This is a genomic window from Paraburkholderia fungorum (assembly GCF_046027215.1).
Classification (GTDB): domain Bacteria; phylum Pseudomonadota; class Gammaproteobacteria; order Burkholderiales; family Burkholderiaceae; genus Paraburkholderia; species Paraburkholderia fungorum_D.
The window spans coordinates 2,718,989-2,731,196 of sequence record NZ_JAQQEN010000002.1; the positions used below are offsets into that span (position 1 = coordinate 2,718,989).

General features: G+C 61.7%; 10 protein-coding genes. 2 read left to right on the forward strand and 8 right to left on the reverse strand.

Features of this window, described 5'->3' with window-relative positions; all coding sequences use genetic code 11:
- Positions 1-46: 46 nt before the first annotated feature.
- The 3 genes from PQR27_RS32520 to PQR27_RS32530 all read right to left on the reverse strand — a co-directional run bounded on the left by PQR27_RS32520 (position 47) and on the right by PQR27_RS32530 (position 3,231).
- Entirely contained in the window at positions 47-994 is a 948-nt protein-coding gene (locus PQR27_RS32520; RefSeq protein ID WP_408527653.1) for a hydroxymethylglutaryl-CoA lyase, read from the reverse strand.
- Positions 991-2,184, reverse strand: a complete 1,194-nt coding sequence (locus PQR27_RS32525) for a CaiB/BaiF CoA transferase family protein (protein ID WP_408527654.1) — start codon at positions 2,182-2,184, stop codon at positions 991-993. The genes PQR27_RS32520 and PQR27_RS32525 overlap by 4 nt, the downstream gene beginning before the upstream one ends.
- A 105-nt stretch (positions 2,185-2,289) precedes the next feature.
- Positions 2,290-3,231: a LysR family transcriptional regulator gene (locus tag PQR27_RS32530; RefSeq protein ID WP_408527655.1), complete on the reverse strand. Its 942-nt coding sequence runs from the start codon at positions 3,229-3,231 to the stop codon at positions 2,290-2,292.
- Positions 3,232-3,416: 185 nt separating this feature from the next.
- On the opposite strand from PQR27_RS32530, the gene PQR27_RS32535 reads away from it, so the two are divergent.
- Both PQR27_RS32535 and PQR27_RS32540 read left to right on the forward strand, forming a co-directional pair.
- Positions 3,417-4,376 (forward strand): GlxA family transcriptional regulator, encoded by a 960-nt coding sequence (locus PQR27_RS32535; protein WP_408527656.1) that lies wholly within the window; start codon positions 3,417-3,419, stop codon positions 4,374-4,376.
- An 86-nt stretch (positions 4,377-4,462) separates the two neighbouring features.
- Positions 4,463-5,221 (forward strand): SDR family oxidoreductase, encoded by a 759-nt coding sequence (locus PQR27_RS32540; RefSeq protein ID WP_408527657.1) that lies wholly within the window; start codon positions 4,463-4,465, stop codon positions 5,219-5,221.
- A gap of 637 nt (positions 5,222-5,858) precedes the next feature.
- Here PQR27_RS32540 and PQR27_RS32545 read toward each other — a convergent pair.
- The 5 genes from PQR27_RS32545 to PQR27_RS32565 all read right to left on the reverse strand — a co-directional run bounded on the left by PQR27_RS32545 (position 5,859) and on the right by PQR27_RS32565 (position 11,701).
- A complete protein-coding gene (locus PQR27_RS32545) occupies positions 5,859-6,224 on the reverse strand; it encodes a response regulator (protein ID WP_007178665.1) in 366 nt (121 codons plus the stop codon).
- Positions 6,225-6,244: 20 nt separating this feature from the next.
- Positions 6,245-6,790 (reverse strand): hypothetical protein, encoded by a 546-nt coding sequence (locus PQR27_RS32550; protein ID WP_408527658.1) that lies wholly within the window; start codon positions 6,788-6,790, stop codon positions 6,245-6,247.
- Positions 6,791-6,799: 9 nt separating this feature from the next.
- Positions 6,800-7,522 carry a methyl-accepting chemotaxis protein gene (locus PQR27_RS32555; RefSeq protein WP_408527659.1) on the reverse strand — a complete coding sequence of 241 codons (723 nt, stop codon included), beginning with the start codon at positions 7,520-7,522 and terminating at the stop codon, positions 6,800-6,802.
- Between the two features lie 44 nt (positions 7,523-7,566).
- The gene (locus PQR27_RS32560; RefSeq protein WP_408527660.1) at positions 7,567-9,957 is read right to left on the reverse strand and encodes an ATP-binding protein; all 2,391 of its coding nucleotides are present in this window, start codon (positions 9,955-9,957) and stop codon (positions 7,567-7,569) included.
- A 380-nt stretch (positions 9,958-10,337) separates the two neighbouring features.
- Positions 10,338-11,701, reverse strand: a protein-coding gene (locus tag PQR27_RS32565; RefSeq protein ID WP_408522330.1) for an IS3 family transposase whose coding sequence is annotated in 2 segments (ribosomal slippage) — positions 10,338-11,239 and positions 11,239-11,701 — 1,365 coding nt in all. Because the reading frame shifts where the segments join, the coding sequence is not laid out codon by codon here.
- Positions 11,702-12,208 lie beyond the last annotated feature (507 nt).

Genomic DNA, 12,208 nt, shown 5'->3' on the forward strand with positions numbered 1-12,208 from the left:
CCGGCTTCGGCCATGCCGTCCGGTCGTTTAATCGATTAAGGAAAAGTCAGATCTGCAGAACGTATTCAGGCACGGGATGCAGGTCGCAATTGCGGCCCGACTTCGCCAGTTGTCCCGGCACGTCGTGGCCAAGTAACGCAGGCAACGTGCGCGACAACGCAAGCAGCTTTTCCAGCTCGACCGCTGTCGGAATGCCCATCTCGTCGCACATATTGACGAGGTCTTCCGTGCAGATGTTGCCGGACGCCCCCGGTGCGAACGGGCAGCCGCCAAGGCCTCCGAGCGCGGCATCGAAGCGGCGTGCGCCGGCTTCATAAGCGGCCAGCACATTGGCGAGGCCGAGGCCGCGCGTGTTGTGAAAGTGAAGCGTCAGCGCGGCTGCGGGCAGGCGTTCGAGCACCCGCGTGACGAGCCGCGCGACCTGGCGCGGATTCGCCATGCCGGTCGTATCGGCCAGCGTAATACCCTCAATGCCCATCTCGCGATACGTATCGACAATCCCAATCACGCGGTCTTCGTCGATCGTCCCTTCGAACGGGCAGCCGAACGCCGTCGCCACAGAGGCGTTGAGCAGGACGCCCGAATCCTTCACATGCCGCACGATGTCGCCGAATGCAATCAACGAAGATTCGCAACTCATCCGCATGTTGGCGCGGTTGTGCGTCTGGCTCGCCGACATCACCAGGTTCAGTTCATCGGCCCGCGAGGCCAGCGCGCGCTCAGCGCCCTTCAGGTTCGGCACCAGCGCAACGTAAATCACGCCCGGATGACGCTCGATCTGCTGGAACACCGCTTCGCCGTCGCGCAACGCCGGAATCGCTTTCGGCGAAACGAACGAGCCCGCCTCGATGCGTGTAAAGCCCGCAGTCGAGAGCGCGTTGATCAGCGCGATCTTGTCGGCGGTGTCCACCCACGTGGGTTCGATCTGCAGGCCGTCGCGCGGCGCGACTTCCTGCACGATCAGCCTGTCGAAGTTCGTCTGGCTCAGGTTCATTGCACGGCTCCTTCGCGGCGCAGCCGCTCGATATCTTCACTGGCGAAACCCAGTTCGCTCAGCACGCTGCCGGTATGCTCGCCCAGCGCGGGTCCTTGCCAGCGTACTTCGCCGGGTGTATCGGACAGCTTCGGGACGATGCCAGGCATCTTCACCGACGCACCGCCCGGCAGTTCCGCCTGCAACAACATCTCGCGCGCCTGGTAGTGCGGATCGGTGACGATATCGGCAACGGAATAGATGCGCCCCGCGGGCACCTCGGCGCGTTCGAGCGCGGCCAGCACGTCTTCGGTGGAATGGTGCGAGGTCCATGCGGCAATCGCCTGATCGAGCATCGCGCAGTGCTTCACGCGACCGTCGTTGCGAGCGAGGGCGGGGTCGTCGGCGAGATCCGCGCGGCCGATCAATTGCATGAGGCGCTTGAAAATCGGATCGCTATTGCCGGCAATCACGACGTAGCCGTCGTCTTCCGTCGGATAGGTGTTCGATGGCGCGATGCCCGGCAGCGCGCCGCCGCTACGCTCGCGCACATGGCCGAGCAGATCGTATTCGGGTACGAGGCTCTCCATCAGATTGAAAACGCTCTCGACCAGCGAGACATCGACCACCTGCCCTTCGCCCTGTCCCGTTTTCACGCGCAACAGCGACATCAAGGCGCCGATCACACCGTGCAACGACGCAAGCGAATCGCCAAGGCTCACACCGACGCGCGCCGGTGCGCCGTCCACCTCCCCGGTCGTATAGCGGATGCCGCCCATCGCCTCGCCGATCGCGCCGAAGCCCGGACGATCGCGATACGGACCTGACTGACCGTAGCCGGAGATGCGGACCATCGTCAGTTTCGGGTTGATCGCATGCAACGTCTCCCAGCCGAGGCCGAGCTTTTCGAGCGCGCCGGGGCGGAGATTTTCGATCACGACATCGGCGTCGGCCGCGAGCCGTTTAACGATGTCCACCCCATCGGCCGACTTCAGATTCACGCAGATGGATTTCTTGTTACGCGACTGGAGATACCACCAGAGTGACGTGCCCTCGTGCAGCTTGCGCCATTTACGAAGGGGATCGCCGGTCTCGGGGGCTTCGATCTTGATGACCTCCGCCCCGAATTCGGCCATGAGGCGCGCGGCGAACGGCGCGGCGATAAGGGTTCCGATCTCGACGACGCGAATACCCTGAAGGGGTCCACTCATGATGCTGTCTCCGAAGCTGGTTTCGTGTTGAGAGACAGCTTAGAAGCGGCACTGCGGTGGCGTCCAACCGCAATCCGGCAACGACCGTTCGCGAACGGCGAACGCTCAGGCGCCGGCCGCAGCCGGCACGCTTTCCGACGCCTCGATCGAGCGAAGGTGATCGAACAGCAGACGGCTCACCGGCGACAATGCGTCGATATCGCGCACCACCAGCAGCAGACTGCGCTCAGACCAGTCGTCTTCCAGTGCAACACCGGCGAGGCCGAGCGGGCGGCCCATCAACTCATACACCTTGCGTGGCAGGACACCGACGCCCATGCCGGCCTGCACCATCCGGCAAACGGCGTCGAATCCCGGCACATGGATGCGCAGGCGCAAGGGCTTGCCAGCCTGGCGCGCGGCCATATGCGTGCGCGCGTTGATCGAGCTGGCGGAATGGAGGCCGACGTGGTCGCCGTCGAGCGTTTCCGCGAAGGCGACGCTGGCGCGCCCGGCCAGCGGATGATCGTCGCGCGTGACGAGCACGAGCGAATCGTGCCGATAGTGCGCAACGTGCAGGTCGCGGGTGTCGGCGTCGCCGGAACAGATGCCGAGATCGGCAAGACTGTCGTCGACCGCTTCCACCACGCCGCCGCTTGGCCGCTCCTCAAGATCGAGTTTCACGCGCTCGTTCTGCAATTGAAACGCGCGCAGGTCTTCAGGAAGAAATTCGACGATCGCCGACAGGTTGGCCATCATCCGCACATAACCGCGCACGCCGCTCGCATGGCCGGCCAGTTCGATGCCGATGTTTTCGATGTCCCGCATCACCCGGCGCGCGTGATGCAGCAACGTTTCGCCGGCGGGCGTCAACGTCATGCCGCGCGCGTTGCGCTGGAACAGCGTGGCGCCGACGGCCTGTTCGAGTTCAAGCAAACGCTTGCTCGCCGCCGATACGGCGATCGCCTCGCGCTCGGCGGCACGCGTGAGCGTGCCCTCTTCGTAGACGGCGAGGAAGAGCTGGAGCGTGGTGAGGTCGAGTCTTCGCAGGAGGTTTTTGATTACCATGGCCGGGCGCCGCGTGGTTGTGCGATGTGCCTATTCTGACGCGTGACGCGAAAAATAGCTGCGGCGCCCGGCCAATGGCGCGCGTCCTGGGTCAGTCAGGGTCGACTGATAGCGTGTTTTGGTATGCTGGTTCGCCATGCATTTCTAGCGGCCGATTCACCTCATCGTCAGAGGAAATTCATTTAATGCCTACCGTCGCAATCGCGATCTTTCCGGGCGTGCAGGCGCTCGATGTGGCCGGTCCGGTCGATGTGTTTGCCGAAGCAAACCGCTTCATTGCGCCGCCAGAGCGCTACGGTGTCACGCTGCTCAGCGCGGAGCACGGTCCGCTGCGCGCTTCCAATGGCATGGCGCTGATCGCGGACGACACCTTCGAACAGGCGCGCGGCCCTTTCGATCTGGCGCTGATCGCGGGCGGTCCGGCATTGCCCGAGGCTGCGCCCGACGCGCGATTGGTGGAATGGCTCACGAACGTCGCCGCGCAGTGCGGGCGCTATGGCTCGATCTGCACCGGCGCCTTCGCGCTCGGCCACGCCGGCCTGCTCGATGGGCGCAACGTCACGACTCACTGGCAACACGCGGCGCAACTGGCCACGCAATTCCCGCAAGCGCGCGTCGATTTCGACCGGATCTATCTGCGTGACGGCAAGCTCGTCACGTCCGCGGGCGTTACTGCAGGCATCGACCTCTCGCTTGCGCTGGTGGCGGAAGACCACGGACCGCATACGGCGCTTGCCGTCGCCAAACGGCTGGTCGTGTTCGCACAGCGGCAAGGCGGCCAGTCGCAGTTCAGTCCCTACCTGACCGCGCCCGCCGACGACACCTCGCCGGTCGCCAAAGTCCAGGCGCACGTCATGGAGCGGATCCGCGAACGCTTCACCGTCAAGCAGCTGGCGGATGTGGCGGGAATGAGCGCGCGCAACTTCGCGCGCGTCTTCGTGCAGGAGACCTCCGTCACGCCACACGAGTTCATCGAACGCGCACGGGTCGACGCCGCGCGCAAGTGGCTCGAAAGCAGCGATGCGGTGCTCAAGGCGATTGCTTACGACTGCGGCTTCGGTTCCGCGGACCAGATGCGTATCGTGTTCACGAGACGCATCGGCGCGACACCGACGCAGTATCGCGAACGTTTTCGCTCGACGTGAAAAGGGCGCGCGAGCGGGTACCGCTGCGGGCATGAAACATTGCGTGAGAAAATGGCGCTCTTTCCCCAGCCACGGATCACCACGACATGACCTCCTCTTCCCCGATCCGCGCGATCGTCACCGGCCATAACCGCGGCCTCGGCGAGGCGCTCGCCGAGCAACTGCTTGCGCGCAACGTTGCAGTGCTGGGCTTGTCCCGTTCGCGTCACGCCACGCTCAAGCAGCGCTTTCCGGCGTTGCTCGAAGAAATCGAACTGGAGCTCGCCGACCCGGCAAGCGTCGCGCAATGGGTGGCGAGCGATGCACTGCGCAGCTTTGTCAGTGGCGCACAGAGCGTCCTGCTGATCAATAACGCGGGCATGGTGCAGCCCATCGGTCCGATCGAAGGACAGAGCGCCGCTGACATCGCGGCCGCCGTGAGTTTGAATGTGGCCACGCCCCTCATGCTCGCGAGCGCGCTCGCTGCAGCGAGCGCCGATGCGAGCGATCGGCGCATCGTCCATATTTCGAGCGGCGCGGCCCGCAATGCATACCCTGGCTGGAGCATCTACTGCGCGACCAAAGCTGCGCTCGATCATCACGCGCGCGCCGTGGCGCTCGATACGAATCGCGCACTGCGAATCTGCAGTCTCGCGCCGGGTGTCATCGATACGAATATGCAGGCGGAGATTCGCGGCAGTGGTGAAGAACAGTTCCCGCTGCGCGAGAAATTCGAAGACCTCAAACGCAATGGTCAGCTTGCGACGCCAGCGCAATGCGCCACCCAGTTGCTCGACTACGCCTTTAGCGATGCGTTTGGCCAAACGCCCGTGGCCGACATTCGCGAGGTCGCGAAACAGGCCTGAACTGCGCGCTCTATGCTCCCGTAAAACCTCACCTTTCGGCTGACGTGCCGGGAATTCACACGCCGGGTGCCGCCATTGAGCCGCGCCCGGCGGCTTCAATCTCGCCGTGCGGCGCGAACACATCGCTTAAACGTGAGATGAAACAGCGTGCGCGGCACGGTCGCACAATACACAGACCGGCTCCCGCAAAACCTCACCTTTGGCCCGATGCCGTCGAGGTCCGGCGGGCATTGAGTATCCGATAGCTCCCGAAAAGTCTCACCTTTCACGTCTGGGGGCAGGCCGCAAAGGCATGCTGGGCGGGGTGCCGATGGTTCAGAACGGGCTACTCCCGCAAACCCTCACCTTTCGATGGGCTCGGGTAATCTGCATACCCAGGTAAGAGACGGTGCGGGAATTGGCGTCGGAATGACGGCAAGGTGAAGCGAAATGATCGGGCCGACGCACGTATTCGTTCGCACGCGGGCTCCCGAAAATGCTCACCTTTACGAGGATGATCGCAGGATATCGCTCGTACCGGGAAATCAAATAGCCCGGTACGTATGCATCAAAACCGCAAAAGCAGCGGCGGAAACGAGCCCTTGCGGCCGGCTCCCGAAAAACCTCACCTTTGCCGGAAACCGCTTGCGGCCGGCGCTTAGCTCGCCAGCTTGCGGAACGTTTCCAGTACCGCGTCGCCCTTGAACGGCTTGACGATCCAGCCTTTGACACCGGCCGCCTTGCCGCGCTCTTTCATCGCCGGGCTGCTTTCGGTGGTCAGCATGATGACGTTGACGGTCTTGTTCGCGAGTTCGCCGCGGATCTTCTCGACCATCGTCAGGCCGTCCATATTCGGCATGTTGACGTCGCTGATCACCAGCTTGATGCCAGGGCTCGCCTTCAGTTTCGCGAGACCGTCCTTGCCATCCACAGCCGTGTCGACGTCCAGACCGTTCTTCTTCAGAAAGCCGGCGACTTCGTCGCGTACCGTGCTCGAATCATCCACCACCAGAATTTTTGACATGTTTTTTCCTATGACACCATTCAGAACAACTCCAGCTCGCCGCTGGTTTCTTCGATGACACTCGTGTCCGCCACGAAATCGATCGGTGCGTGGGCGCAGACGCAAACGGTCGCGGCCAGCTGCACCGACGTGCCGAGCGTGATCGAATACGACGACAGCAGCGCCGGCTTCAACTCTTTCAGATGCGGCAGACAGCGAGCGCTCAGCACGTAAGGCGTCGACATGCCCAGGTCCGGAAAATAGCGCAGCAGTTCCTGGTTCATCGCGCCGCAACACAGATTGCAGATTTCCAGAAAGGCTTCCTGGAACGGCCGCTCATCGTCGTCTTTCAGATAGTAGGCACGCGTGCTGTCGTTTTCGTCGAAGTGAAGGATCAGCAGCAGCCTGAACAGAATCGACGAGATGGTCAGCACGACGACCTGAGTGTCTCTGGTTGCGCCCGCGCCGGCGTTGGCATCGGCGAGCGGCACGATCTCGCACGAGTCGCCTGAATCCAATGGCAAACGCGCCTGTGCCGCCTTGCGGAAAATGCGCTCGAAGCTTTCCTTCGCGTGGACCGTGATCACGTGCGGCCCCTAGTGCAGTTTCGAGTGAAACTGATTGGCTAGCGACTCCACGCTGCTCAGCGACGCCGCGATCATCTTGCCGCCAGCCTGGATGTCCTGGAAGGTCGAGGTCGTGGTTAGATCGTTGCGGTGCAGGCTGTCGCGATAGCTCTTCGACAACTCTTCGGAGCGCGCGGCCAGCGCGCGCACCTCGCTCGCCACCACCGCGAAACCGCGTCCGGCCGGACCCGCGCGCGCTGCTTCAATCGAGGCGTTCAGCGAGACGATCACCACATGCCGAACAATCGACGACAGCTCCTGGTTCTTCGCATGCATGTCGTGGTTCTGCGTCATGAGCGAGATCATCTGCTCGTGCCAACGCTCGAAGGTCGCACCGAGGCTCTTCAGGCGCGCGGCTTCGCCGGCGAGCTGTTGCGCCTGATGCGCCCACTGATCCTTGTCCTCGGTCGCCGCTTTCAGTGCGGCGCGAAGTTCGTCCGCGGCGGCTTCCTGCTGCGCGAGCTGCTCACGCAGTTGCGCGAGCGATGCGTCCCGTTCCTGCGCCACTTGCGCGTGTTCGCTCATCGCTTCGCTGTGAGCCGCCTGCTGCGCGGCCAATGCCTCGATCCGGGCATCGGCTTCGGCGCGTAGCCGTGCCGTCATCTTCGCGCTCTGCAGTTTGTGCGCAACAAAAGCCAACAGCGCGGTCACCGCGCTGCCTGCCACCACTGCCAATCCATACTGTTGAATCACAACCCATCCTTCCGAAGTCCACCGCGAGGCCTGTCAGTCCGCGCTTAATTTGCCATTGTGTCGAGTTGCAATTCGCCCGCATCGCCGCGCGCCTCGACACCGAGCGTATCGACCGCGACGCTATCCGGCAGGCAGACGATGGTCTGAAACTGGCGGAATGGCGCGCCCTTGTGATCGTCGGTAAAGCGCAGTTCGATGCTGCCGTGTTCGCGCCTGAGAAAATCGCGCACTGCGTCCATGCCGACGCCGCGACCCGACACTTCCGTGACCGTTTCCGCGGTCGAAAAACCCGGCCGGAAGATAAACTCGGCAATGGCTTCGTCGCTGAGAGATTCGTCGCTGCCGATCCAGCCACGCTCCGCGGCGATATCGCGAATCCGTTCCAGCGCGAGGCCGCGGCCATCGTCGCTCAGCGTGATCTGCAGCGCACCGCTGTCCACGCCTACTTCGATATCGATCGTGCCGGCCCCGGTCTTGCCGTGCACGCTGCGTGCCTGTGCGGTCTCGATGCCGTGGTCGATCGAATTGCGCAGCAGATGCACGAACACATTGCTCAAGGCGACTCCCGCCTGCCCGCGCAACCGGTAGCCGTTGTCGTCGATACGAACGTGGGGCGCTTCCTTGCCAAGTTCTTGCGCGAGCGACGGCAGCGAATCGAGCACGCCTGACAGTGCGTCGCGCACGCTTTCGCTACCCAACGCCAGCAAGGACTTGCGCAGCGCATGGCGCATGGACTGCAATTCGCCCAGTTCGCCCGCGTTGGTCCTATCCAGCATGCTCAGGGTCTGCTGAATGTGCTCCTTTTCGACCGTCACGTAGCGGCCGGTCTCGCCCGTCTGGTTTGCGCGGTGTTTCGTCTTGCGGCCGAGGCTCTGTTCGTTGATCTTCGCGTAGCTCTCGATCGCCTCGCGCACGCGCGTCAACTCCTGCATCAGATGGTCCTGATCCCACGAGCGATCGGCGTCGGGTTGGCGCAGCTCGTGATAGCTCTGTTCAGTTTCGTGGACCACGTTGGTCAGATGCTGCAGGTTATAGGTTCGCGCGTTGCCCTTGATCGTGTGCATGTTGCGGAACAATTCAGCGATCGCCGCGTGATCGGCTTCCGAATGCTTGCGAATGATCCGCTCGTTCTCGCTGACAAAGCCTGCCGAGCTTTCGATGAAGTGATGGAACTTCTCTTCGCTGACCGCAAGAATTTCGCCGATCATATCGAGGCGGCGGCGCTGTTCGCTGGCTTCGGCTGCGAGCTTGCGCAGTTCCGTGACGTCGCGCACGCACAGCATCAGGCGCACGACGGTGTCGCTTTCGTCGGTGATCGCCGACCAGCTCAGGTCGAGAATTTTCACGCGGCCATCGGGCATGCGCTTTGAAATCTCGCCCACCAGCAGATGCTGATTGAAGGCGAAGTTGATGCAGTCTTCGCCCAGACATGCGTGGGCTGCCGCATCGATTTGCGAGAGGACATCCGAGCCGAGATCGGTCTCCGAGAACACCAGATCCATCAGACCGCGCCCGGCGATGTCCTTCGTTTCGAAGATATCTTCCAGATAGGCCGAGTATTCCGCGTGAATCACCGCGCCGTCGATGACGGTCAGAATGCCTTGCTGCATGTTCTGCAGCATTGCCTGGATGTCGGCGGTTTTCTGTTTGAGCTGCGCCGAGCTTTCCTGAATCTTTTCGATCATGCCGTTGAAGGCGACGATCGAATGGCCGATCTCATCGAGCCGGCCCACGGGTACGCGGCGCGTGAAGTCCTGGCTCGACGCGATCTCGCTCATCATCGCCTGCATGCGGCTGAGCGGCCGGGTGATCTGGCGATAGAGGAGCGCGCCGATCGAGGTCAGCAGAATGATGGCGATACCGGTGACGGCGGCGATGGCTGTTGTAGTGGTGGCGAGTGTGGCGTTCAGCGTGCTGATCGCCTCGTCTTTCTCGCGGTTCTTCTCGACGCGCAGGGTTTCGACGATGCCTTCGAGTTCGTCGCGATACTGTGCGACGTTGGCGAACAGATAGGCCTGGGCGAGTTCATTCTTGCCGGCGGCTTTCATTTTCGCCGTCTCGGCGATGGCGGAGAAGTAGTTTTCGAGGCTGTCGTTGGCCTGGGAGACGAGGCCCTTCTGGGCATGGCTTGCGGCGTCTTTGGCTTGCAGCGCGAGGGCCTGCTGCAGGGAGAGCTTTTTCTTCTTCAGCTCGTCTTGTGCCTGGGCGACCATGTTGTCGTCCGGCGCGTAGACCAGCGTCATGGTGGCTAGTTGTACGTCTTTGACCTGTGACACGAGGTCGGCGGAAGCGAGCGCGCTGGGGACGACGCCTTCGGTTACCTTTCGGACTTCGGCCGCGCTACCACGCGTTTGGTAGACGGCGTAGCCGCCGATTGCCGATAAGGCGACGAACATCAAGACAACCAATAGCGTAATGCGATGACGGATGGTCATTTGTTACCCCCGAGGGTGTGGCCTGGCGGCCCTCGTGGTGGGGTCGCTGTTTTTTTTACCGCGGTGCGGTGGTCTGTTCTGTTGTGCTGCGTTTTGTGGCTGGTCGTGCCCGCAGTGGTCGGGATTGTTGCTCACGCATGTTACTGACGGATGACGGTTTGGGTTTTTTGGTTTTGGGGGTGTTGGGATGTTTTGCCTACGGCGTTGGGGTTTGCTTGGGCTGTTTTGCCTACGGCGTTGGCCTTTCCTTGTTTTCTTATTGGTTTATTAGCGTTCCCCCTGTGCGGGGGGGCACCTACTTTTCTTTGCCGCCGCAAAGAAAAGTAGGCAAAAGAAAGCGGCTCAAATGAACTGACCCCGCAAAGTTGGACAGTTTGCGTTCAGGTTTGAGAGGGCTGGGTTCTGTACATCACAGGACTCAGCCCGTTTAGTTTCAGCTTGATGCGTGTGTGGTTGTAGTAGTGAATGTATTGTCTGATGCCAGCCTTCAACTCGTCGATACTTTCAAACCTGCTCAGCCGGAAGAACTCCGCCTTGAGCGTGCCAAAGAAGCTTTCCATTGCCGCATTGTCGTAGCAGTTTGCCTTGCGCGACATGCTCTGCGTCAGGCCGTGTTGATCCAGCAGCCGTCGATAAGCAGGCATCTGGTACTGCCAGCCTTGGTCCGAATGCAGCAGCGGGGTCTCCTGAGGACCAAGCTTTGCCAGCGCTTTTTTCAGCATGCCGCTGACCAGATCGAAGACCGGTCGCGTGTTCATCTGATAAGCCACGATCTCGCCGTTATACAGATCCATGACCGGTGACAGATACAGCTTCTGCCCCAGCACGTTGAACTCCGTCACGTCCGTCACCCACTTCTGATTGGGCTGCTGTGCGCTGAACTCGCGGTTTAACAGGTTCGGCGCAATACGCCCGACTTCGCCGCGCCATGAGCGGTATTTCTTTGCGCGCACCAGCGATTTCAGTTTCAGTTGTCCCATCAGACGTTGCACCGTCTTGTGGTTCACGCTCTGGCCCGCCTGCCGGATCGCCGCCGTGATGCGCCGGTAGCCATAACGGCCCTTGTGGCGTTCATACACAGTCTTGATGCGGGTTTTGAGGTCCTTGTGCCGCTCACCGGCATCCGGCACGCTCAACTGGTAGTAGAACGTGCTGCGCGCCAGACCCGCTGCCTTGAGCAAAGCGGGCATCGGATGGTGCTGCCGGAGCTCCTGCACTATTTGCGCTTTTTCTTTTGCGCGCCCTGCTTCTTCGCCTGAAGCAGGGCATCGAGCTTTTTTAGATAGGCCACCTCCGCGCGCAGGTACTCGTTTTCCTTGAGCAACTGCTCACGCGTGCGCTTATCTGGCGCACTGACTTCGGTTGGCTTTTCAGGAACTGGCTGGGTCATTGTTTTGCGGCGCCCTCGTGGACGAGGCGCCAGTGCGTCGATACCGCCATCATGATACCGGCGTTCCCATTGCGCTATGCAGCCCGGACTGCGGATGTCGAACACCGCAGCCACCTGCCGGTATGGCAAATTCTTCTGCCACATGTGCATGAGTACCGACATCCTGAACTGCGCGTCATAGTGACTGAATTTCTTGCGCAGTCCGTCCCGTCCATGTTGCTCGTAGGCCGCAATCCAGAGCTGCAAAACCGAGCGGCTCACTCCGTACCGCTTTGCAAGTACCTCGACACCAGCCGAACCGGTCACGTACTGCTTCACCAGTTTCAGCTTTAACTGCTCACTGTACTTGGCCATGAAAAACACCCCAAAGGTTGGATCGGTGTCCAACTTTTGGGGTGCAGTTCAAAACCGCCAACATTTAAGTGGGTCCCCTGGCTTGGAGGGGCTGGTGGTCCGATTAACGGATCACACCTCGGTCCATAACGGTCTGTGACACAGCCGTCATCCGCTCCCACTCCGCACTACGTGCGTCGCGGATGGGTCTGCCAGGGAAACCGAGCGCTTCGGTTGCGCTCGGTGGGGGCCATCGGCTTCGCCTCGGCGAGGCGTCGAAACACACCGAGAATTTTGGAACCCGGCGGACGGTTTGATGAAGTACCGCGTCGGCGCGCGCAGCGCCGCCGGAAGCATGACGGCCTGGTCACTCACGCGGGGATGTGCGCAGGGTCAATCTCTACGGGGCCACGATCCCCTCCAAGCCAGGGGAGCCGCTTAAATGTTGGCGGTTGGAGCCGCTTTCTTTTGCCTACTTTTCTTTGCGGCAGGCGCCCCGAAGGAAGTCCACTTGGTGGGCAAAGAAAA